Here is a 24542-nt window from a genome sequence, read left to right as displayed (position 1 = left end):
TCAGACGCTTTCCGTCGTTGCAGGAAAATATTTATCAATCAGCGACTGTTTCATCAGAAGTTGCTCCTGAGAAAAGCATTCCGCAAGCGTCTGCCAGGCTAAATCAAGCGCCTGTTCCAATGGCATGCTCACCTCAATATTCATAAAGCGCTGTTTGAATAACTCTCCAAATTTTAATTGCTGTTTATCAAAATCACTTAACTCAAACGCCATGGCTTGTTTTTTCGAAGCTTCCTGAGCACCTGCATAGAACCTCACCATGGTATTCATAATTTGACTGTGGTCCTCTCTGGTGACTTTGCCGATGACGTTTTGTTTGAGTCGACTCAATGAACCAAAAGGGTCTAATACCCCATGGTGAAGATAAAACTGACCTTCGGTTATATAGCCTGTGTTATCGGGTACGGGATGCGTCACGTCATCGCCCGGCATGGTGGTAACGGAGAGGATAGTGACAGACCCTCCTTTGGCATAATCACAGGCTTTTTCATATCGACGCGCCAGTTGGGAATATAAATCGCCCATATACCCTCGGTTGGACGGCACTCTGTCCATCGATATCCCTACCTCTTTCATGGCATCAGCGTAGGCCGTCATATCAGTCAGTAAGACCAGAACCCGTTTGTTTTCCTCGACCGCAAAGCGTTCTGCGACAGCTAACGCCATATCTGTTACCAACAGCCGCTCAACAATGGGATCCGAGGCTTGATTAATGAACATCACTGTACGTGAAAATACGCCCGCATCTTCAAACGCCTGTCGAAACGTATAATAGTCATCAAAAATCAGCCCTAGCCCACCAAACACCACAATATCGGCATCTGCCTGTATACCGATACGGGCAAGAAATTGATTATAAGGTTCGCCGGAGACCGAAAAGATGGGAATTTTCTGGCTTTCAACCAGACAGTTAAACAAATCAATCATTGGCACATCTGTACGGATCATGCGCTTGGGTACGATGCGTTCGCAGGGGTTTACCGATGGGCCACCAATCGCAATTTTGGGATCCATAGACAGATCAGGCCCGCCATCAATCGGCTCTCCCACACCATTGAATACCCTGCCAAGAATGTTACCAGAGTAGGTAGATAGCATCGGGTGGCCAAGAAAGGTAATGGTGGCCCCGGTCGAGATCCCTTTCGTGCCAGCAAACACCTGCAGTGACACCTGGTCGCGATGAATGGCTATGATCTGGGCCGGAAGTGTCTCACCGGAGTCGAGCGTAATACGGGCTAAATCTCCTAAACGGACGTTTACCTTACTACCGTGTTGGTCAACGGGGACGCAGACCTTAATGATATCGCCGACGATTTCCAGAATTCGGGAAAACCGCACAAGTTGCTGTGACATGCTTGTTCCTTAACTGCACACAGGCCACTGCGCGCTGACAATCACAATACATGTTTCAGTGTATTAAACAGGGAGGGAAATAAATTGATGAAGATCAGTAAAAGTGTTTCAGTTACGCGGAGTTAGTTGTTTTTATTTCGATTCCCAGCGCAGCGCTTTGAGCAGTATTTAACGTTTTCCCAGTCTTTTTGCCATTTTTTACGCCAAACAAAGGGGCGCTGACAAACAGGACACATTTTGGATGGTAGTTCAGACTTTTTCATTACTGTCTAATTTATCGAAAAACGACCGTGCACTGCTGGTAATCGCCTCAACTTTGTCATTAGTCATTTTATCCAGCGTGTTGTAGATCATGCCCATTCGATGGTTGTTGGACAGCGTGTCACGATTACGGATCAGAAAATCCCAGTACAGGTAATTAAACGGACAGGCTTTATCGCCGGTTTTCGTCGTCACGCTGTATTGACAGCTTTTACAATAATCCGACATCTTATTGATGTATGCACCACTGGCTGCGTAAGGTTTGGACGCCAGCATGCCGCCGTCTGCATAAAGCACCATACCACTGACATTGGGCAACTCCACCCACTCGTAAGCATCGGCATACACAATCAGATACCATTCGTTGACATCATCAGGCAGCAGCCCCGCAATCAGGGAAAAGTTTCCCAGTACCATAAGGCGTTGTATATGGTGAGCATACGCGTTTGCGCGAGTTTCACTGATGCATTGTTTGAGACAATTCATGTCAGTATCGGCAGACCAGAAAAACTCGGGAAGCCTGCGGGTGGCCTGTAAGTGATTGAGGCGTTTATATTCCGGCATTTTGAGCCAGTACAAGCCTCGTACATACTCCCGCCAGCCGAGGATTTGACGAATAAAGCCCTCGACAGCATTAAGCGGTGCCTTACCGCTTTCATAGCATTGCTCAGCAGCCTTGACGACCTCGTCGGGCAGTAATAGACCGGTGTTGAGATACAGTCCAATATGGGAATGAAACAACCAGGCCTCGTCCTGTTTCATGGCATCCTGATAGGTGCCAAAATTAGCCAGACGTTGCTCGAGAAACGCCTTTAATACCTCGAGTGCGCCGTCCCTATCCACCGCATAATGAAACTGCTCAAGAGAGCCAAAATGATCTGAAAAACACGTATCGACCAACTCTATGACCTGTTTGGTTATGTCATCACATTCCAATCTGGTCGGTGCAGGCACATCAACCCCACCTTTTGGCAACGGCTTGCGGTTTTCACTGTCATAATTCCATTTACCACCGACAGGTTGAGAACCTTCCATCAGAATGCCGGTGCGTTTACGCATTTCCCGGTAAAAGAATTCCATACGCAGTTGTTTCTTGCCTTTCGCCCACTCAGCAAAATCTTTGGTGCTGGCGATAAATCGCTCATCTTCCCTTAGCACTACCTCCACGTTGAGGTTTTCCTGCCACTTCTGCATGTCGGCCAGCAGGCGATATTCACCGGGTTTGGTAACAATGACGCGGTCTACCTTGCGTTGTGATGCGAGCCGCTTAACCTCTTCGAATAGGCTGCCCTGATTATCATCGTCATCATATTTGATGTAGACAACCTCTATACCTTTTTGCCTGAGTCTTTCGGCAAAGTGACGCATAGCAGAGAAAATAAAGGCGATTTTCTTCTTATGGTGTTTGACATAGGTTGCTTCTTCACGCACCTCTGCCATCAATACAACATCGTTGTCTTTATCAAGATCGCTGAGGCTGGTCATTTTCCCAGACAGCTGATCACCCAAGATCAATCGTAACGCCGTCATGCCCTACCCCTTGATTTCGGAAAACGCATCCAGTGCTCGCTGTCTTGAGGTTTTTAGATCAACCAGTGGCTCTGGATAATCTTCGCCAAGCACTATACCTGCCTTCTTTAACACCTCGTCTGGCGCTTCCCAGGGTTTGTGGATGTATTTCGCCGGTAAGTCTTTTAGCTCAGGGCAGTAGGTTTTGACGTATTCGCCTTGTTTATCAAATTTTTCGCCCTGCAAAACCGGATTGAAAATTCTGAAATAGGGTGCAGCATCGGCGCCAGAACCTGCTACCCATTGCCAACTCGCACTATTACTTGCCATGTCGGCATCCAACAGGCAATCCCAGAACCAACGTTCACCTTCACGCCAGTCAATCAGCAAATTTTTCACCAAAAACGACCCGACGATCATACGCACCCGATTGTGCATATAGCCGGTTTTCCACAATTCACGCATGCCGGCATCTACAATGGGCACACCCGTATTGCCGCGCTGCCAGGCAATCAGGCTGTCGTTATCGGTACGCCAGGGAAATTGATCAAATTTACTATTGAAGTTTTTATGTTGAATATCAGGAAAGTGAAACAGTAAATAGTAGCTGAATTCTCTCCACCCCAATTCACTCAGAAACGTATCCAACCCTTGATTATCCATACTGCCCTTGAAGCGATCTAATGCCGCGTACCACACCTGATTAGGGGATATTTCACCAAAATGCAGATAAGGAGAAAGTGTGGATGTGCCGGTGGTGGCCGGGAAATTGCGGTTGTCCCTGTAACCTGATACGCGGTCTTGCAAAAACTCGCTTAATCGCTGTGCTGCACCCTCTTCGCCGGGTTGCCACAGTGCTTGCATATCAGCATACCAGTTAATTGTTGGCAACAGCTCAAGCGCCTCCAATGTCTTACTTTCAACATCAACATTTGTAAACGCCATGGTTTCAGGCCGACCAACCGGATAACGTGGGGACTCGGCATTGAGACAACCTTTGCGGTAGTATGGCGTGAACACTTTATAAGGCGTGCCATCTTTCTTCAGCACCCGCATGGGCTCCCATAACAGACTGGCATTGAAACTCTTAACTTCCACCTCACGTTTTTTAAGCCAGGATTTGAGCTCCGTATCGCGGGCGATTTGCCAAGGCTCGTAACAGCGGTTCCAGACGATTTGCGTCGCTCCAGACGCCTTTAATAATTTTTCAAGAACCACTTTAATATCGCCTGAGAATAACAACAAATTTTCGTCAAGTGACGAAGCCAGAGCTTGTAGTGATTGGTGTAACCACCATTTGCTGGCACCGCCGAGTTGCGCATACTCGGGGGCGTGTTCATCCTGAATGTACACAGGGATGATTTCACCCTGCTGAGCGGCATAATGTAATGCAGGATTATCGGTTATTCTCAGGTCTTGTCGGAACCAAACGATGACTCTTTCTGGCTTCATAATTATCCTTTTTTACGCGTTGCGCCTTTATACCGATAGATGGTCAATATTGATCTTTTTATTTAAACAAAATCAATCCATCAGCAACCCTTTGCCGTACCAACGAGCATGAAAAAATCGCATACTCTTCACTGGTTTCGACACGATTTGAGAGTGCATGATAATCCTGCACTCCTGCGTGCTGCGAAACAGGCAAATACCCTTAGCTGTGTGTTTGTTATCGATCCTAGCTGGTACGACAATACTGCATATGATGCGAGCCATTTGGGCAAACATCGTGAACAGTTTTTGTTTCAGAGTCTGGCAGCGCTCAACAACACCTTAAAGCAATTAGGGCAGCGCCTTGTGATACTAAAAGGTGACAGCGTAGAGGTGTTGAAAGCATTCGCTATAGAGCACAATGTCGACTTCATCACATGTAGTCGTCACCCTGGCGTCGTTGAAACTCAGCATTTACAAGCGTTAAGAAACGCCCTACCGAATGTTGATGTTGAAGAAGCAGAAAGCTTTACCTTGTTTAATCAGTGTAACCTGCCCTTTTCACTGTCTGACATGCCAGATACCTTTAGTCCGTTCAGGCATAAGGTCGAAAAATTTTGTACGCCTGCTTCGCCCGTACAGACGCCCGATGCACTCCCTCCTCCACTTAAGGTTGCCGTGCAAGAAGAGCAGTCACTGCCAACTCATTCTGTCTGTTCAGATTGGCATGGTGGTGAACCGGCAGCACTGAAGCAACTTCACCACTATTTATTCGATACAGACCACATTGCCAGCTATAAGGAAACACGGAACGGGTTAACCGGTTGGGACTATTCTTCAAAGTTTTCTGCGTGGCTCGCAAATGGAAGCCTGTCGTGTCGCTATGTGTATCAACACCTTAAGCGTTACGAAGAAGAACGCGTCGCCAATGAGTCGACATATTGGCTGTACTTCGAGCTATTGTGGCGTGAATTTTTTCAGTGCCAGTTATTGAAATATGGTCATCGGTTATTCAGCTTCGCCGGGATCAAGCAACACAAGCCGCGTACATCACACGATAAAACACTGCATACGTTATGGTGTCAGGGCAAAACGCAATCAGCACTTGTCAATGCGGCCATGAATCAACTCAACGCCACAGGTTATATGTCAAACAGAGCCCGGCAGTGGGTGGCCAGTTATTATGTCAATACGCTGCAACAAGACTGGCGATACGCCGCGGCCTATTTTGAGCAGCAACTTATAGATTTCGACGTCGCCGCAAACTGGGGAAACTGGCAATACCTTGCAGGAGTAGGCAGCGACCCCAGAGGGCTACGGGAATTCAATCTCGCAAAGCAAGCGCAGATGTATGATCCAGAGGGTGATTTTGTCAGAGCATGGGGATGATTCAGGCGTTAATGTCGTCTGGTTAAAGCGGGATCTACGACTGCGCGATCACCAACCACTGCTAAATGCATCAACAAGCGGTAAGCCAGTATTGCTTGTTTATATCGTCGAACCCTCGGCGCTTCGCGATCCGCATATGGATATCAGGCATTGGCGCTTTATTTCGCAGTCACTGGCGGACCTTGATGAGCAGCTTAGACCTTATGATCGCAGCGTTTGTTTATTGTATGGGAAAGCGCAAGATGTACTGACGTCGTTACATCGTGCTGTTGGCATTAACACCCTCTTTTCTCATCAGGAAATAGGCGTTGACTGGACGTTCAAGCGAGACCTGTCTGTTGCATCATGGTGTGTAGCACGAAACATTAGATGGGACCAATCTGGCTACGGTGCAGTATATCGAGGGTTAACACATCGAACTGATTGGCAACAGCGTTGGTATAAACGCATCGACAGAGCCTGCTTTGATGTAGATATTAGTCAGGTAAACTGGGCTGATTGGCGGCCTCTTTCAACAACACTCCCTGTTTTCACTGTGCCGGAGAAATGGCAAAAATCCACAGCAGGCTTTCAGCAAGGCGGCGAGAAACGTGCATGGTTTACGCTCCATCACTTTTTTGATGAACGCGGTAAACATTATCAACGCATGATCTCACATCCCGAACATGCCCGCCGTTCATGCTCAAGGCTGTCTCCCTATTTGGCATGGGGAAATATCAGTATTACTCAGGTTTATCAGGCAGCCAGGAAACATCGCAATCGGGACGGCTGGAAGCAGGCACTGCAAGCGTTTACTTCCCGTCTTCACTGGCATTGTCACTTCATACAGAAGTTTGAAAGTGAATGTGACATGGAATTTCGGTCCGTGAACAACGCCTACCAACACCTACCTCGAGTAAAGGATCCCCTTGCGCGGCAGCGATTACGGGCATGGAAAACAGCAGAGACAGGCGTGCCCCTGGTAGATGCATGCATGCGCGCAGTGATAAAAACCGGCTATTTGAATTTTCGTATGCGCGCCATGTTAGTCAGTTTTCTTTGTCACTACCTTGAGGTCGACTGGCGAGAAGGCGTCATCCACCTCGCTCGTATGTTTCTTGACTTTGAACCGGGCATTCACTATCCACAGTTTCAGATGCAGGCTGGTGTAACCGGCACCAATACCCTGCGTATTTATAATCCGGTTAAACAATCGCAGGAGAAAGACCCATCCGGGACATTCATACGCAAGTGGCTGCCGGAACTCGCATCGCTACCAGACGACTATATTCACACTCCCTGGGAGATGACTGCTCTTGAACAGCAGATGATGGGGGTGCAGTTGGGAGTCGACTATCCTGAACCGATTGTTAGTTTAAAAGAAGCAGGTGCCAGGGCAAGGGAGATGCTATGGGCTTTCAGAGAACGGGACGATGTACAAAAGGAGGCCATTCGCGTACTAAAGCGTCACTCCGTTCCTCCTCCAAGTCGGCGTTGGGCGTAAACTGGCATCGTATCTGGTGTCGGGAAGACCATGTTAAAGCGTGAAATCGCCAACGCCCCTAAACATGTCTGACGGGATAAATCAGGAAACGTAGCGCCTTGAAACCTCAACTTTTTGATGCGTAGCCAATTCGCCCTTCCAGTGGCCGTTGGTGTCGACCAATAATGTTGATTATCTCGTTGTTGATATAAAGAGAAAGGCATAAAGGATGAATTTATAGGGATGGAAGGGCCTTTTACATCGCCGTCCAGGGCGAGATGAGCCGACTCTTTTTGGCAGGTCAAATGCCATTCTGGACCATTGAACCTAAACTCAAATTCTGCTTCATCCTTGGGGATCCCCCAATTCTTTTGTCCTCCGACAACGCTTTGTAACGAATCGACATAAATCTGCGCAATGCTAAAGTGACGACCACGGGGGTTATCCACTTTGCCCGGGATAAATAACCATTCTCTGTAGGGACCAACAGGCGAAGTGTGATAATCAACGAACATCATAAACGCCAATCTACCGTGAGTATCGGGATAACACTGCTGTTTAAACGCTTTGTTTAACAAGAATGCCACCACTACTCCGCTGCCAGTAAGCGACCACGGAGCCGGGACGTAGGAATCGTGCATCAGACTCAATCTTTAGCGGTTATGATCTTTTAGCCATTCATTAAGCAATTTTATCTGCCCACAGCGATAGGCCGCATAGGTAAGACGCAGCGCGTTTGAGAGTATTTCGCTGTCATTCCAACTGGTTTTTTCAACCAGTTCGTCATAACACGCTTTGGCTTCTGGCGTGATATAACCACGCACCTGCTTTTTCCCTAAGGCTTTTTGGCGTTCTCTAAATCGACGTTGCTTTTCAGCATTCGCGTTAGACTTCGTCTTCATATCTACTGTCCATTGCCAGCGTTATTTTTGACTCACTGGCAATAAAATATCTATGCAGCAAGAAAAATCACTGTTCAGAGTTGTTTGGCGTACAAGTGTTCGCTAAATTAGCGCCAGTTTTCGGTAATGACAATACAATTTATGACAGATAAAAAACACAGTTTTGATAAAGAAGATCTTCTTGCCTGCTCAAGAGGAGATATGTTTGGTCCCGGTAATAGTCAACTGCCTGCGCCAAACATGTTGATGATGGACCGCGTTACAGAAATTTATGAAGAAGGCGGTGAGCACGACAAAGGCTATATCGTGGCTGAGCTCGACATTACTCCTGATCTGTGGTTCTTCGAGTGTCATTTTCCGGGCGATCCCGTCATGCCTGGTTGCCTCGGGCTCGATGCAATGTGGCAATTGGTGGGATTCTTCCTCGGTTGGTCTGGTGGTCCGGGCAAAGGCCGAGCCCTGGGGGTAGGAGAAGTAAAGTTCACAGGTCAGATATTACCTACCGCGAAAAAAGTCGTATACCGGATAGATATGAAGCGTGTTGTTAAGCGTAAGCTATTTATGGGGCTTGCCGATGGAAGCGTTGAGGTCGATGGGCGCGTTATTTACACAGCGAAAGATTTGAAAGTCGGCTTATTTCAGGATACCAGTAAGTTTTAACCCCCCTAAAACGTCGAAGCCCCGTAGTCACGGGGCTTTTTTCCTTTATCGAATGGTCATACCGAGATTTCTGTCTTCGACGGCCTCACGCCATCCCCCGAGCCACTGTGAACGGGCGTCTGAACTCTGGAACGGGCAATTTTCTTTAGAACGTCCTGCGATCCCTGCCTGATACCCTTTTGCATGGGCACGTGTAAGTTTATCTCTTTTTTGTCTTTTCATTGAATGACCTCTTCAGAGTGATTGAAATGTGATTCAAACTCACGCAATTGCTCTCTGAAAACGGATGTTATTCAAGGTGTGCAGAGAGTCTTAATTACGCGCTATCACAGTTACTTTGATAATAGAAAATGCCCAGAGGTTCAATGTTATTTATCTCTCATAAGTATTGACAAACTTCAAACCTATGAATTTTCTTATTTTTTACATTTACATTAAATATTTATTACAGATGCTCATTTTACAACCAGACGTTATAAAACTAAAAAAGCCCGCATATTGGCGGGCTTTCTTTATTTCATATAACGTTCGCTGTATTTACATCCTGAATGGGTTGTTTTTGCCACCCAATTACTTCCCCTGTAGACGTCTGCGGGCAACTAAACCCAGTAAAATCGTGGCAAGAAAGCCTAGCCCAGTCGAGCCAGCCTGACGCTCCAACAATTCTTCCTCTTCTCCGCAATCGTCTATTTCACCACCAGTCGGAATAAGCTTGACGGCAACAACGGTTGTTACGGGGATCGGATTACCATCAGCGTCTAATACATCGTTACCCAGCGGGTCTTTTTGATTACGTGTGATGATCGCATCTGCAGCAATTTCGTTGCTGTTATTAATACCTCTGGCCTGGATCAAAGTAAAAGGTGAATCACATGGCAGCAAATCGTTTAGATTCTGGAACAACTGCTCGTTATGATAATAGATAAAGGCTTCACTGCGACGCTCTGAACTGGGTACCAGACGTGCATCAACCTCACCGGTGCCCACTACGATATTATTATCATTAATGGCCAGACCTACACTCGCTGAACCCGGGAAGAAATCATCAGGAAAGACCGTTTCTCCAGAATCAACATCGTGGATGAAGAACTTGGTGCGTGACTGACCAACAATGGTTCGTCCCACCACGCCGGTCGCCAGGTTATTGTTATTGATCGCAACACCACGGCTGCTGGTTTCTTCTTCCGTATCCACCATCGCGGTCACTGTGTCGTCACGGAAAACCACGGCGGCTTCATAAGGAAAATCATTTTTAAGGTAATTTGACGAGCCGATAGCCACGCCATTGTCATTGATATCTACAGCGCTGCTAACGTAGCGACGCGTGTCGTCCTCTTCTGGCGTAAACAATAGCGGATACACTTTAGTATCAATAACGTTGCCAAACTGATCTAATTGCCAGATCGTTGCACGACGCTCACTTGATGAGGTCAGAGAATCCTGCAGATTGTCATAACATGCTTCGATAGGTCTGTCGCCTCTGTCTTCGTCAGACTCACACTCTGCCGCCAGGTCGATTAGCGCGTCAGTGAATTCCACTGTACTGCCACCGGCAACCGCCAGGCCCTGGTTAATCGCATTGGCTTCACTTCGACCACCAATCAGGTTTTCCACCGCCAGCAACGGCTTGGTCTCGCCATTGACCTGCACGAAGCCACGCCTTGCGTGTTCGCGTACAACGTAGGTTAATTCGTTGTCATTCTGGTCTGTATAGTCCACATTGAAAAACGGTGCGGTACTGGTGCCAACAATAAAATCACCGCTTAAAGAATCCTTTACAGAGGTTGCTGTGCTCCAGGTAAATCCGCCCAGTTCGTTATTCACCTGGTCAAATCCAGCGATGTATTCAACCTGCACACCATCTGTGACATAAGACACAAAGGGCTGCAACTGCTGCGCAAATGAGCTGTTTAGTCCCGGTCTCACGACGTTTGTAACAAGCCAAATGTAATCTTCATCATTCGGGTTACCGCTTCTGGCTGCTTCAACGTCCGTTAAATTGGCCTGGATAGTTTCATTGTCAAAATCAATCAGTGAATAATCGATCGGCGCATTAAATGGACTGGCTACGCTAACAACCACATTGCCCTGCTCATCGATTGTCTGGGCAAAGGTATTGGCACCCAGACTACTGGTGGGTAATTCAACCAGTTGATATTTCGCCGCCTGTGCAGAAAATACGGCTATTGCGAGACTACTAAGGGTGACCCATTTACACAATTTCATTCAAATTCCTAGTTACTTCTTATATTTCGTCCAATTGGCTCTCGAGCTGATCCCAACGCTGGTATGCGTCATTCAATGCATTCTCTGTTTGCTCAAGCTCTGCGAGCACCTGCTGTGTGCTATCGTCATTTTGCTTGAAGAATTCGGGATCATTGACGGTTTCCTGTAGCTCTGACAATCGTAATTCGAGCTCTTCTATTTTTTCAGGTAACCGATCTAATTCGCGCTGGTCTTTATATGATAACTTTTTGCTACGTCGTGTAGAAGCGCTTGCTTTCTGACTCTGTTTCGTGGCAAAAGTTTCGGTTGTTTGTTGTTGGGATTGCCAATGGGTGATTTCATCAAAGGCACCCACAATATCTACCCATTTACCATGGCCGGTGAAAAACAAACTGCGTGTCACTACATTATCTACAAATTCCCGGTCGTGACTGACCAGAATCAGTGTCCCCGGATAGTCAGATAACACTTCTTCGAGCAACTCTAAGGTTTCAACGTCAAGATCATTGGTGGGTTCGTCGAGGATCAACACGTTACTCGGCTTAAGCATTAATTTCGCCAGTAATAGGCGGTTTTTCTCACCACCTGACAATGCTTTCACAGGAACGTTAACTCGTTCCGGTGAGAACAAATAATCCTGCAAATAACTGATGACGTGACGTGGACGACCGTTTACTGTCAAATCTCTTTTGCCATCGCCAACTGTATCAATCACGGTCTTCTCTAGATCCAGAGCCTGACGGTGCTGGTCAAAATAGGCGATCTCAAGGTTGTGCCCTTGTTTGCTGCTGCCGTCATCGGCAGATAATTCACCCAACATAAGTTTGATAAGCGTCGACTTACCACAGCCATTGGGACCGATCAGCGCAAGTTTATCGCCACGCTGTACCAACAGGTTGAGATGGTCGATGATGCGTTTACCATCAATGCTGTAACTAACGTCATCCAATTCAAACACGCGCTTACCTGAACGCTGTGCCTCGCTCACTGTTACATTGACATCACCCACCGTATTACGACGGCTACGATATTCCTCTCGCAGTGACTTTAGCGCTCTTACCCGCCCTTCATTGCGAGTTCTGCGTGCTTTAATGCCCTGCCTTATCCACACCTCTTCTTTGGCCAGTTTTTTATCAAATTCTGCGTTTTGCTGTGCTTCGATTTCAAGATCTTCAGCTTTCTTTTGCAGATACTGAGCATAGTTGCCGGGATAGCTTGTGAGTTTGCCGCGGTCGAGATCAACAATGCGCGTGGCCAGTTTGCGGATAAACGCCCGGTCATGGCTGATAAATACAATGGCGCCGCTGTAATCCTTTAACACACACTCTAACCAGGTGATCATACTGATATCCAGATGGTTAGTCGGTTCGTCCAACAGCAATACATCAGGATCGCCAACCAAAGCCCGGGCCAGCGCAGCTTTACGACGCCAACCACCTGAAAGTGATGCCAATCGCTGGTCAGCAGTCAAGCCTAATTTGGTCAGCGTGCGCTGAATTTGCTGCTCGAATTGCCAGGCATTGAGATGTTCAAGCTGTTCCTGTAATGACTGTAATGCCGCTAGGTTAGTTTGCGACGGGTCCTTTGCCACCTTCTGAGTCTGATGAAAATAGTCTTTTAATACTTCGCCTGCGTCTTTCAGCCCCTCGGCAACATAATCGAATAAGGCAACATCGACAGAGTCAGGTGGGTCCTGTTCAAGACGCGCAATACGCGTCGACGCGGAGACAATACGTTGGCCAGCGTCCAACGCAAGTTCTGCAGACAAGCACTTCAGTAACGTGGATTTGCCACTACCGTTACGGCCTACCAGACAGACTCTTTCTCCGGCTTCAATGACAAGGTCAACATCATCCAGCAGTGGCGGATGACCAAATAAGATACTGGCGTTTTTAAGTTGAATGTGACTCATGACAAGAAATTAATCAGACTCTCCACATCGAATGGCCATGCGAGTTCTTCACGGCTGTCATTGCGATAAAGCACGGGGATTCGAGCACCATACTGATGACGTAATTGAGGATCGCTACTGACATCGACCACGGTGGTTTCATGCCAGGCTTCTGGCGATACCTGTTGCAACATAGTTGTCGCCACATCACATAGGTGACAATGTTGACCAGAATACAAGGTTAGGATAGTCATTCACCTAGTCTCTGTTCAGTATCCAGCACTGATGAATATGCGGATGTCGTTTGAAATCTTCAGGCAGGGTTTTACTGCTGATGTTTTCAGACTGTAATCCCAGCTGCGACAGTCCCGCTTCATCCAGTTTAAAACTGCGCAGGTTATTCGAAAATATAATGGTACCTGTAGACTTTAAGCAGGCAGAGGCAAGCTTGAGTAGCTCAACATGATCCCGTTGTACGTCCCAGGTGCCATGCATGCGCTTGCTATTTGAAAAGGATGGAGGGTCAATAAAGATCAAGTCGTATTGGCCCTTATGATTTGCTAACCATTTGATGCAGTCTTCTCTGATAAATTGATATGCGCCTTTTAGCCGGTTTAGGGCAAAGTTATCTTGTGCCCAGTTCAGGTAGGTTGACGACATATCGACCGTTGTCACCGAGCGCGCACCGCCGAGCGCTGCATGCACAGACACACTGCCGGTATACGCAAAGAGGTTCAAGACATCTTTGCCGTTTGCCATGTTGCGCACTATTTGCCGGGTATCGCGGTGGTCCAAAAACAAACCTGTATCCAGATAGTCTCTGGGGTTAACATAAAAACGTGCGCCATTTTCATGCACAATGATGCGCTCATTGTGCTTTGCCATGCGCTGGTATTGCGCCCGGCCTTTTTGTTGAGCACGGGTTTTCAGCGCAATATTATCAGGTAACACCCCAGTAACGTCAGATAGCACAGCCAACGCATCATACAAACGTTTCCTGGCAGTTTCCTCAGGGATATTTTTAGGCGCAGCGTACTCCTGCACCACTAGCCAATCAGCATACCGGTCAACGGCGAGGTTATATTCAGGGAGATCCGCATCATACATGCGAAAACAATCCGTATCCTGCTGCTTAAGCCACTTGTTCAGATGTTTGATATTTTTTTTCAATCTATTGGCAAACGCGCTGTCATTGACATTATCGCGTGCTACGACCTTACAGTTCTCACTGTCCATGCTGTAGAGCACAAGCTGACACTCGAGCTTACCGTTATACAATTGATACTGCTTGTTAGAACGCAGTTTCATCTGCTTTAGCAGTTCACGATTTGAGGTCAGTAATGCCAATTGCCAATCAGCAAAACGTTGTTTGAGCTGTTCCCCCCATTGTTTGAACAACGGGATCAACGACGTCACTTCACCCAATCGTTCACCATACGGGGGGTTACAGACCAAAAATCCTACCTGTTCTGGCGCTTCCACCTTGAGCGCATCACAACGAGCAAAGCTGATTAGTGGGGATACACCGGCTAACTGCGCATTTCGCCGCGCTATTTTTAGCACATGCTGATCATTATCTGAGCCGTGTAGTGATACCTGTGGCTGTATCTGACTGTCTTTGGCGTGCTCACACAGTGCGTGCCATAACGACGCATTGTGACCCGCCCAATAACTAAACCCCCACGCCTCACGGAATAATCCGGGCGCGATATTCGCAGCCATCAGAGCCGCTTCAATGAGCAGCGTACCGGAACCACACATAGGATCGAGTAACGGTGACTGCATTGATGCCGACCAGCCACTGCGGATCAGCATGGCGGCAGCGACATTCTCTTTTAACGGTGCCTCCCCCGCCTCTTCCCGATAACCACGCTGATGCAAACTGGCACCTGACAAGTCCAGGTAGATGTCAGCAAATTGTCTGTGCAGACGAACCTGGATGCGGACATGAGGGTTCTGTCGGTCTACATCCGGTCTGGCATCATGCTGCTGCATGAATTGGTCAACTATGGCATCTTTGACCTTAAGCGCACCAAACTGACTGTTTTTAATTTGTCGGTTGGTACCTTTAAAATCAACCACAAATCGTTGGTCCAAAGAGAAATGTTGTTGCCAGTCAATGGCACTGGCAAGTTCATAAAGCTGCTCTGCATTATCAGCTTGTCCGCCATGGAGTTTGAGCAACACCCGGTTGGCTAACCTTGACCATAAACAAATCATATAGGCATCGCGCAATTGTCCGGTGACCACGACCTGGCCCGGTTTACTGCGTAATTGTGCTTCTGGACACAGCGACGTGACTTCTTCACGAAGTAGCTCGTCGAGCCCAAGACTGGTGGTGACAAGAAATGTATAGCTCATGAGTGACATTGCAGATAAAAACGGCGCGATTATACGGCAATGAGAAGGCGATTGATACCAAGCTTCACAGACTATGCAATGCACATAACCTGTTTATTACTCTCACAAATAAAGCAGTCTGTCATTCATGACTCGCATCACAGAAAATTGCGGCAGAGTGACGTTATCATCAAGTGTCAGCGCATCCGTCAGTAACAAACAGGTTGAGACGTTTTCATTACTTTCTATTATCAGCACGACCCCCTGCTCATAGTCTGACTCAACCAACGCGACCGGGGAAGACGCTGCCCTGCGCTGTTTTGCAAAATGCCAGCTTTTTAATGTCACCTGTTGACCAAACCTTACCGCGGCTACCGCGTGCAGCACTACAGCCAACTCGTCTGTTTTGCTTAAATCCGGTAGATATTGCGACAGTTGGTCACTAAAGTATTCAGCCAACTGACAATCTTCCAACGTCAGAGGCACAGGCTCATCAAAAGACTGCCTGAGCTTTTTCACCGGGAAGGTTAAGGCCGTGACCTGCTGATGTTGGTTGCTGACGGCCAAATTATGCTGCTGAGAGTCGGTTGTCCAAACCCACACGAGCATAGGGTCAAGTAACACAGAAACCTCGTTACAGTGCGTCTACGATGTCTTTAATCAATTCGGGGCCCTGATAGATAAACGACGAATACACCTGAATGAGCGATGCGCCTGTGCCCAGTCGTTCTTTAGCAGACGCTGGTCCATCAATTCCACCTACGCCAATCACGGGCATCTGGCCATCCAACGCTTTGATGAGCTTTTCAGTAACGGATTGGCTCAACGATGTCAGCACGCTACCGCTTAACCCGCCCGCTTCATCGGCATGCTCAAGACCGGAAACCGACTCTCTCGACAGTGTCGTGTTGGTCGCAATAACGCCGTCTATCTCAGCCTTGCAGAACGATTGTGCCATCGAGACGATCTCTTCATCGCTCAGGTCCGGTGCAATCTTCACCACAATCGGCACATAGCGCCCGTGGTGATCTGATAGCGCTTTTTGTCTGAGTTTGAGACCGGCTAGCAGTGTGTCCAATGCTTCACCATACTGCAGGTTACGTAAGCCTGGCGTGTTAGGAGAACTGATATTGACAGTAATATAGCTGGCGTGCTGATAGACTTTATCCAGGCATTTGAGGTAATCATCCAGCGCTTTATCCTCTGGCGTGTCTTTATTTTTACCTATATTGATACCTAGCACACCCTTGTAGTTAGCTCGCTTGACCTGCTCTACCAAATAGTCCACACCATGATTATTGAAGCCCATGCGATTAATGATGGCATGCTTTTCAGGTATGCGGAAAAGGCGCGGTTTTGGATTACCAGGCTGTGGTCTGGGCGTCACTGTTCCGACCTCAATAAAGCCGAACCCCATTGCTGCGAATGCATCAATACATTCACCGTTCTTATCTAAACCGGCCGCAAGACCCAGCGGATTCTTAAACGTTAGACCCCACAATGTGACAGGTTTGTCTGTTACGCTCTGACGATACGCCAGGTTGAATGGCGTACGCTGAGTGCGTTTTAGAAAGTTGATCGTAAAATCATGGGCATTCTCTGGCTCGCAACTTAACAATACTTTCTGGGCCAACGAAGTCATTCAATCTCCTTGCTTCAATAACAAAAAGCCCCGCTACACGGGGCTTTAACTAACCGGATATAGCGTAAAGGTTACTTATTCGCTTTTACACTTAACAACATCAATTCACGCAGAGCGACTGAGAATTTAGCAAATTCATGGGTCGCACTGGTTTTGAATTCAGACATCATATGATACCAGCGTTCAAGCGAATATTTATTGCTTTCCATCCATTCTGCCAGAATTTCTTCTGCCGAAGCTTTACCGCTCGAACGATGGATCAGTGCACCTGCAATACTGCGCTGCTGCCAATCCAACTCTTCACGGTATGATGCTCTGGCCAATGCCTGCCAATGATTAGACACGGTCTGACGATTAATCTGGTCGAGGAACCAGTGCAGCTCCAGTCGCGAGCCGAGTTTGTAATACAAGTTCGCGATAACCGGGATGTCACATTTTTCAATTCTCGCTACCTGCGCTAAATCCAGCGTGGAGAACAGATTGCTCAGACTTGCAACCGAGTAAGCTATTGCCTGCGGTACGCCTTTATCCACATACTCCTGAGTAGCAGTAACCAGTTGTTGATACTCTTCTTCAACAAGATAGGTATCAAGATTCTGTGATAGATCGTTAAAGGTTGGTTTGTAAGACTCAATTGCTTCATCAATAGCACAGGTCTTGTCACCGTGGCGGATATACCAACGCGACGCGCGACGTAGCGTGCGACGCATGCTATCGAGTAAGGTCAACTGCAGATTGGCATCAATTTTATTATCTAATGCCTCAATATCGCGCCACAACTTATCCATATTGAAGATACCTTTCACGACCGCGTAGGATGTGGTGATCTCTTCCAGGTTAGCGCCAGTTTCTTCCTGCATTCTGAACACAAAATTAAGGCCCATATCGTTCACCATATTATTGGTGAGCTTGGTGGCAATAATTTCCGCGCGCAGCGGGTGTTCCTGCATCTGTTCCGCAAACCGCTCTCTGAGCATAGCCGGGAAGGCTTCGATAAGCAGTTTTCCATGATAAGGATTGTCGGTAATCGCCGGGATATTAAGGCGTTCTTTCAGAACCATTTTACCGTAAGCAATCAACACTGATAACTCAGGGCGGGTTAAGCCCTGCTTAGTAGCCAGTCGATCTGAAATCTCGTCATCGCTGGGAATAAATTCTAGCTCGCGGTTTAACGCACCTTCACGCTCCAATCCGTGGATAAATCGCAATTGCTCTTTAAGCTGCCCCACGCCGGCTCGATGGGTGATAGAAATCGATTGAGTCTGACGATAACAGTCGTGAATAACGATTTTTGCCACATCGTCGGTCATGGCATACAGCAGCTCGTTGCGCTGTTTAACCGTGAGGTCGCCTTTACTGACCAGCGTATTTAGCAGGATCTTGATGTTAACTTCGTTGTCCGAACAATCAACACCGCCGACATTGTCGATAAAGTCGGTATTTACCCGTCCACCGTTAGCAGCAAATTCAACCCTGCCGAGCTGAGTCAAGCCAAGGTTGCCCCCTTCGCCAATAATTTTCGCCCTGACCTCTTTACCGTTCACGCGCACATCATCGTTAGCTCTGTCACCCACATCTGAATGACTTTCCTTTGAGCCTTTTACATAAGTACCAATGCCGCCGTTCCATATCAGATCAACAGGCATCTTCAAGGCGTTATGAATGAGTTCATTTGGGGTCATGGTGACCTGGCGGGTGCCCAGCCACTTCTTCATTTCCGGCGTTAGCTTGATGGCCTTAGCCGAACGACTGAATACACCACCACCTTTTGAAATAAGCGATTTATCGTAGTCATCCCAATTTAATGAAGGATCGTTAAATAAACGCTGTCTCTCTTTGTAGCTGGCTGCCGCATCAGGGTTCGGATCGAAGAAGATGTGCATATGGTTAAACGCACAAATGATACGGGTGTGCTCTGACAGCAACATACCGTTGCCGAATACGTCACCGGCCATGTCACCGACACCAACGCAGGTAAAGTCGGTCGTCTGACAGTCAATGCCAATTTCTCTGAAGTGACGTTTGACTGACTCCCAGCCCCCACGCGCTGTGATCCCCATCTTCTTATGGTCATATCCGATACTGCCACCTGACGCGAACGCATCGCCAAGCCAGAAGCCAAACTCATCGGAAATACCGTTGGCAATGTCAGAGAATGTCGCCGTGCCTTTGTCCGCTGCGACAACCAGATAAGGGTCATCCTCATCGTGCCTTACGACGTCTTTAGGAGGCACGATATTTCCTTCAACAATGTTATCGGTAATATCCAGCAGGCTACGAATGAATATCTTGTAGCATTCCTGACCTTCTTTCAAGAATGCATCGCGTCCCTGTCCTACCGGTAGTTTTTTACAGATAAAGCCACCTTTGGCGCCAACCGGAACAATGACCGTATTTTTAACCTGCTGAGCTTTAACCAGACCGAGAATTTCTGTACGGAAATCTTCCTGTCTGTCTGACCAGCGCAAGCCACCACGGGCGACCTTACCGCCACGCAGGTGAACACCCTCAACCCGTGGCGAATAAACGAATATTTCAAATTTAGGCATAGGTAACGGCATGCCCGGGATAAGCTCTGGAAGCATCTTGAATGAGGCGTAAGGCTTATCGTTGCCATGTTCGTCCGGCTGATAGAAGTTGGTGCGTAACGTCGCCATGATCAGATCAAGGTATCGACGTATAATGCGGTCATCATCGAGGTTGGAAACCTGATCCAGGCGCTCTTTGATATCAGCAATACGCTTCTCTTCTGCTTTGGCAGAACGACGCACTGACGGATCGAATCGCTTCTCAAACAATTCAATCAGTAACGTGGCAATATCCGGATAGTTGGAAAGCGTGTTGGCGATGTAGTCACGGCTGAACGAGCTACCAATCTGACGCATATACTTAGCGTAAGCGCGTAAAATAGTGACCTTGCGCCCCGTCAGTCCGCCATTAAGAATAAGTCGGTTAAACGCATCATCTTCAAGCTCGCCGCGCCACACCTTGGCAAATGCATCCTGAAACAGCGTCTGCGCACTTTCCATATCCATATGCTGGATACGGGCGTGCATCATGCTGAAGTCCATTATCCAATTTTTACTGCCGTCTGCCGCCTTAACGCTAAAGGGACTTTCATCAATTACGCGTAACCCGAAATTCTCCAACATAGGCAATACATCGGAAAGATGAATCGGTTCATCACGATGAAATAACTTAAGTTTTACAATGCTGCTGTCTTTCGACTCTTCCTGAGGTCGGTAAAACAACATATCGAGTGTGTGCTGATCGCTGAGCATTTCCAGTTTTTCAATATCAACCAGCGCTGCACTGGGCAAATTATGTTCTTTATAGCTGCGCGAAAACGCATTGTCGTATTTCTTCTCAAGCGCTTTGCCTTTCGCCTCGCCAAATTCCGCGCGTATTACCGCCGTCAGCCGGTCTTCCCAGCTTTTTGTCAACTCGATAATGTTGTTCTCTATATCCTTCACATCGTATTCCGCGTTGTTATCTTTGACCCGGGCTATGTAATGTGTGCGTGCATACACTGACTCGGAGAAATAAGTGGTGAATTCGACTTCTTCATCACTGTTAAAAGCTTTCTTAAGAAGCGCCTGAGTATCTTTACGTAACTGGGTGTTATACCGCTCTCTGGGTACATACACCATGCACGAGAAGAAGCGCCCAAACACATCTTTACGGACGAACAAGCGGGAAATACCGCGCTCTTGCATCTGGAAGATGCCACGAATGATTTGCCCAAGCTCCTGATCACCTGCCTGTAAAAGCTCATCTCTGGGATAGGTTTCGATAATATTCACGAAGGCTTTGTACGCATGTGAACCTGGCGCATAGCCAGACAGCTTGCAAATACGGTCGATCTTTTCTTTTAGAATCGGTAGACCTGTAGCGCTTGAGTTGTAGAAAGACGCAGAATACAAACCTAAAAAGCGGTGCTCACCCACTACATGGCCAGATTTATCAAACTCTTTAATCCCAACATAGTCCATATACGCTGGACGGTGCACACGCGCACGAGTGTTGGTTTTGGTTAAAATAAGCGGCTTATGGCTTAATGCCTCGTCGCGGGCGCTGGCAGGCATTTGAGAAATCAATCTTTCGCGATCGCTGATTGAGTTTTTCATTAAACCCAGACTTGAGTCGTTATCAGGCACCCAGCGATGGTCACCTTCAATCGCTTTTACGGTGTAATAGCGATAACCCATAAGCGTAAAATTATGGTCATTGAGCCATTCCAGATAGGTCAAAGCCTGCGCTTTAACGTCATCACCGGCTGGCATCGGTGCTTTTTTCACCGCCGCCACAATGTCTTTCAGCTTGGCACGCATGGGCTGCCAGTCATCAACAGCAAGTGATACCTCATCGACAACGCTAAGCAGTTCACTGCTTAGGGCATCTATTGCAGATTTACTTATCTGTCTGTCGACTTCGATGAGAAATATGGTTTCTTTATCTGCTGATTTATTTTTTTCACCGTCAGACAGGAATTTCTCAAGCTGTTTGTCTTTATTGCGCTGCACAGTCAACGGACTGTGCAGTAACAAGTGGGAATTAATCCCCAGTCTGTTCAGTGCCATTCGCACCGAGTCAACCAGAAACGGCATGTCTTTAACAATGATCTCTACAATCGTGTGAGACGACTGCCAGCCATGCTTTGATATCTCCGGATTGAATACGCGGATCATTGGCTTACTGGCATCAAATTTTGAGAACTGATTCCATAAGCTGAGAGCCGCGCCGTAAAGATCGCTATCGTTTCGATCTTCCAAATCTTCTGCGGATATATTACTGAAGAGTACGCGCGCGAATGCCTCGACCAAAGGCGATTGATTTTTATCGACTTTCTTTTGAATCAACTGAAAGACGTTTTCGAGCAAGACTGAATATTGACCAGATGAGACCGTCATGCAAATACCTTGTTTTATTTGTTTGTGTGGGTACCGAGCTAAGCGTAGTCAAAATATTGAGCTAACAACAGTTTTTGAGTGCTTGGAGCGTATTTTCGCTAATTCTTGCTTGCTTTGAAAGGGGTATATTTACGTGATATTTACAATCGTATTTACAATCGAGATAACTATGCGTATTTAGCAAATAAAAAAGGCCTTTCGGCCTTTTTTATTTGCATATTCATGTAAAAAGAAATTCAACTTATTTACATTGCTTGTACCAGAACATTCTGGCCAGTGCCGGAAGTACCACTACCGCGCCTAACATGTTCACGATAAACATAAAGGTCAGCAGTATGCCCATGTCCATCTGGAACTTAAGCGATGAGAATACCCAGGTAGACACGCCGATAGCCAGCGTGATACCGGTAAATAACACGGCACTGCCACGCTCTTTCAATGCAATCAGGTAAGCTTCCTGAACTGGCATCCCTTCTTTGAGTTTATCGCTCATGGTCGACAGGATATAAATACCGTAGTCGACACCAATACCGACACCCAGTGCGATAACCGGCAGCGTCGATACCGTCAAACCAATCTCAAGGAAGGTCATCAGTGCTTGAGCAAGAATTGACACCACATAAAGCGGTATCACGACCGACAGCGTTGAGCGTAATGAGCGGAAGCTCAACAAGCACAGCAGAATAACTGCACCAAATACGTAGAACAGCATCGGTGTCTGCGCTGCCTCAACCGCTTCGTTGGTTGCAGCCATCACGCCGACAGGGCCGGAAGCAAGCTGGAACTTCAGATCATCACTTTCAAATTCCTGACGATACTGTTTCACCGCATCTACCACGCGATTGATGGTTTCAGCCTTATGATCTTCCATAAACAGGATAACCGGCATGACCGAACAATCCTGATTCAGCAAACCTGAAGACGTCGGCACACGAGAAATGGCTTGCACCATGGTTTGTTGATTACGTGGCAATACCCGCCATTTCGGATTACCTTCGTTATATCCGGCGTTGACCTGTTTTGCCACCGACGCCAGGCTCACTGCGGACTGCACGCCCTCGACGTTTACCATACGCCACTGGAATTCATCAATGGCGTTCATCACCTCATAGGAAGTACATGACTCAGGCGTTGCCTCTACCAACACGGACATGTAATCAACACTGATCGCATATCTGTCTGTGATAAGGAACGTATCCTGATTGTAACGGGAGTCTTCATGCAATGCAGGCGCGCCAGCATGTAGATCTCCAATCTTCATTTCTGTGGACTGTATAAAGCCAAGCACGAACAAAACCACGGTAACAGAGAGAATAGCGGCTGCAGTTTTGGGACTCGCACATTGTGCACAAGCATTCCAAAACTTATCAGAGCGCTGCTCTTTACCGGCAAAACGTTCGATATACTTGTCATCTAATTTGATGAAGCTCATCAATACCGGCAACAGAATCAGGTTGGTAAGGATGATGACCGCCACCCCGACACTTGCCGTAATCGCCAACTCTCGGATGATACCGATATCAATGACCAGTAACGTCATAAAGCCAACGGTATCCGAAAGCAGTGCAATACCGCCAGGAATCAACAGGCTGGTGAAAGCGAGCTTGGCAGCCTGCAGAACACTGGCACCACCGACCACCCTTTTACCGACAGCGTTTATCATCTGAACGCCGTGACTGACACCTATCGCGAACACCAAAAATGGCACCAGAATAGACATCGGATCCAAGCCAAAGCCCATCACAGTTAACAAGCCCAGTTGCCAGACAACTGCGACGATTGAACACAACAGAGGCAAGAATGTCAGCATCAGTGATTTGGAGAACAGGTACACCATCACTGCGGTAATTGCGATCGCAATGGCGAAGAATAACACCACATCTTTGGCGCCATTCGCAACATCACCGATCATCTTGGCGAAGCCGATGATGTGTACGGTGATGCGGTCATTCTCATACTGACCGCGCAGTTGGTCTTCGAGTTTTGCAGCGAATTCAAGGGTGTTTAATGGCTCGCCCGTTTCCGGATCGAGTTCGAGCAGTTGTGCAGTGACCATCGCACATGAAAAATCGTCAGATACCTGTCGTCCGACAATACCCGCCTTCTCAACGTTCTCAGATACCAGCTTTAGCGCGTTTGGATTGGACGAGTCAAAGTTAGCCGGTATGACAGGACCGCCGGAAAAACCACCCTCAACGATTTCAGTAAAACGGGTTGACGCCGAAAACAGCGACACAACGAGAGAACGGTCGACGCCATCAATAAAGAATAACTGGTCGTGGACATTTTTCAGCGTATCGAAGAAATTTTTGTTGTAGATATTGCCGCTCGTATCACACACGGACACAAGAATATTGTTAGCACCACCGAAATCACTGCGATGCTTCATGTAATTCTGCATATATTCGTGATTAAGCGGGATATTCTTCTCGAACCCTGCATCCAGTTTAAGCTGTGACGCCTGATACCCCAGGAAAAAGGTAGCGAGGATGAACAGCGCGACCACGATGAAACGATTTTTAAAGATCCCCTGTTCACACAGAGTAATGATATTCGTCATATGCTG

At 47.5% G+C, this 24542-nt stretch carries 18 protein-coding genes; 3 read left to right on the top strand and 15 right to left on the bottom strand.

Annotated elements, in window-relative coordinates:
- From G441_RS0102515 to G441_RS0102505, 4 genes are all read right to left on the bottom strand, one after another.
- Entirely contained in the window at window positions 1-1353 is a 1353-nt protein-coding gene (locus tag G441_RS0102515) for a V-type ATP synthase subunit B (RefSeq protein ID WP_026374899.1), read from the bottom strand.
- A 122-nt stretch (window positions 1354-1475) separates the two neighbouring features.
- On the bottom strand, window positions 1476-1616 hold the full coding sequence (locus G441_RS19480; protein ID WP_084407248.1) for a DUF2256 domain-containing protein: 141 nt from the start codon (window positions 1614-1616) through the stop codon (window positions 1476-1478).
- A complete protein-coding gene (locus G441_RS0102510; protein WP_026374898.1) occupies window positions 1603-3144 on the bottom strand; it encodes a cryptochrome/photolyase family protein in 1542 nt (513 codons plus the stop codon). The genes G441_RS19480 and G441_RS0102510 overlap by 14 nt, the downstream gene beginning before the upstream one ends.
- 3 nt (window positions 3145-3147) lie before the next feature.
- On the bottom strand, window positions 3148-4575 hold the full coding sequence (locus G441_RS0102505) for a cryptochrome/photolyase family protein (RefSeq protein WP_026374897.1): 1428 nt from the start codon (window positions 4573-4575) through the stop codon (window positions 3148-3150).
- 108 nt (window positions 4576-4683) lie between these two features.
- Here G441_RS0102505 and G441_RS0102500 point away from each other — a divergent pair, with 108 nt between their 5' ends.
- A complete protein-coding gene (locus G441_RS0102500) occupies window positions 4684-5943 on the top strand; it encodes a DASH family cryptochrome (RefSeq protein ID WP_026374896.1) in 1260 nt (419 codons plus the stop codon).
- Window positions 5906-7426, top strand: coding sequence for an FAD-binding domain-containing protein (locus tag G441_RS0102495; RefSeq protein WP_051275279.1), 1521 nt, complete (start codon window positions 5906-5908; stop codon window positions 7424-7426). Before G441_RS0102500 ends, G441_RS0102495 begins: the two co-directional genes overlap by 38 nt.
- Here G441_RS0102495 and G441_RS0102490 read toward each other — a convergent pair.
- Both G441_RS0102490 and G441_RS0102485 read right to left on the bottom strand, forming a co-directional pair.
- Window positions 7390-8046, bottom strand: a complete 657-nt coding sequence (locus tag G441_RS0102490) for an acetoacetate decarboxylase family protein (protein ID WP_026374894.1) — start codon at window positions 8044-8046, stop codon at window positions 7390-7392. The two genes, G441_RS0102495 and G441_RS0102490, sit on opposite strands and share 37 nt — an antisense overlap.
- Window positions 8047-8058: 12 nt before the next feature.
- The gene (locus G441_RS0102485) at window positions 8059-8307 is read right to left on the bottom strand and encodes a hypothetical protein (protein ID WP_026374893.1); all 249 of its coding nucleotides are present in this window, start codon (window positions 8305-8307) and stop codon (window positions 8059-8061) included.
- Between the two features lie 141 nt (window positions 8308-8448).
- Between G441_RS0102485 and fabA the strand changes: the two genes are divergently transcribed.
- Complete coding sequence (gene fabA, locus G441_RS0102480) at window positions 8449-8967, top strand: bifunctional 3-hydroxydecanoyl-ACP dehydratase/trans-2-decenoyl-ACP isomerase (protein WP_026374892.1); 519 nt, start codon at window positions 8449-8451, stop codon at window positions 8965-8967.
- A 45-nt stretch (window positions 8968-9012) separates the two neighbouring features.
- Here fabA and rmf read toward each other — a convergent pair whose 3' ends face one another.
- The 9 genes from rmf to G441_RS0102440 all read right to left on the bottom strand — a co-directional run bounded on the left by rmf (window position 9013) and on the right by G441_RS0102440 (window position 24536).
- On the bottom strand, window positions 9013-9189 hold the full coding sequence (gene rmf, locus G441_RS19475) for a ribosome modulation factor (protein ID WP_084407247.1): 177 nt from the start codon (window positions 9187-9189) through the stop codon (window positions 9013-9015).
- Between the two features lie 348 nt (window positions 9190-9537).
- Window positions 9538-11193 (bottom strand): DUF3466 family protein, encoded by a 1656-nt coding sequence (locus G441_RS0102475; protein WP_051275278.1) that lies wholly within the window; start codon window positions 11191-11193, stop codon window positions 9538-9540.
- A gap of 19 nt (window positions 11194-11212) precedes the next feature.
- Window positions 11213-13105 carry an ATP-binding cassette ATPase Uup gene (uup, locus tag G441_RS0102470; RefSeq protein WP_026374890.1) on the bottom strand — a complete coding sequence of 631 codons (1893 nt, stop codon included), beginning with the start codon at window positions 13103-13105 and terminating at the stop codon, window positions 11213-11215.
- Window positions 13102-13338, bottom strand: coding sequence for a glutaredoxin family protein (locus G441_RS0102465; protein WP_026374889.1), 237 nt, complete (start codon window positions 13336-13338; stop codon window positions 13102-13104). The genes uup and G441_RS0102465 overlap by 4 nt, the downstream gene beginning before the upstream one ends.
- Window positions 13339-13342: 4 nt before the next feature.
- Entirely contained in the window at window positions 13343-15445 is a 2103-nt protein-coding gene (gene rlmKL / locus G441_RS0102460) for a bifunctional 23S rRNA (guanine(2069)-N(7))-methyltransferase RlmK/23S rRNA (guanine(2445)-N(2))-methyltransferase RlmL (RefSeq protein ID WP_034474145.1), read from the bottom strand.
- Between the two features lie 102 nt (window positions 15446-15547).
- Entirely contained in the window at window positions 15548-16048 is a 501-nt protein-coding gene (locus tag G441_RS0102455) for a cell division protein ZapC domain-containing protein (RefSeq protein WP_156896250.1), read from the bottom strand.
- Window positions 16049-16058: 10 nt separating this feature from the next.
- The gene (gene pyrD / locus G441_RS0102450; protein WP_026374886.1) at window positions 16059-17066 is read right to left on the bottom strand and encodes a quinone-dependent dihydroorotate dehydrogenase; all 1008 of its coding nucleotides are present in this window, start codon (window positions 17064-17066) and stop codon (window positions 16059-16061) included.
- Window positions 17067-17137: 71 nt separating this feature from the next.
- A complete protein-coding gene (locus tag G441_RS0102445) occupies window positions 17138-21976 on the bottom strand; it encodes an NAD-glutamate dehydrogenase (protein ID WP_026374885.1) in 4839 nt (1612 codons plus the stop codon).
- A 241-nt stretch (window positions 21977-22217) separates the two neighbouring features.
- Window positions 22218-24536 (bottom strand): efflux RND transporter permease subunit, encoded by a 2319-nt coding sequence (locus G441_RS0102440; protein ID WP_026374884.1) that lies wholly within the window; start codon window positions 24534-24536, stop codon window positions 22218-22220.
- Window positions 24537-24542: the final 6 nt, after the last annotated feature.

This window comes from Aestuariibacter salexigens DSM 15300 (assembly GCF_000429145.1).
GTDB classification, from domain to species: domain Bacteria; phylum Pseudomonadota; class Gammaproteobacteria; order Enterobacterales; family Alteromonadaceae; genus Aestuariibacter; species Aestuariibacter salexigens.
The sequence above is the reverse complement of the archived record's forward strand: the minus strand, read 5'-3'. Positions and strand labels throughout refer to the sequence as shown.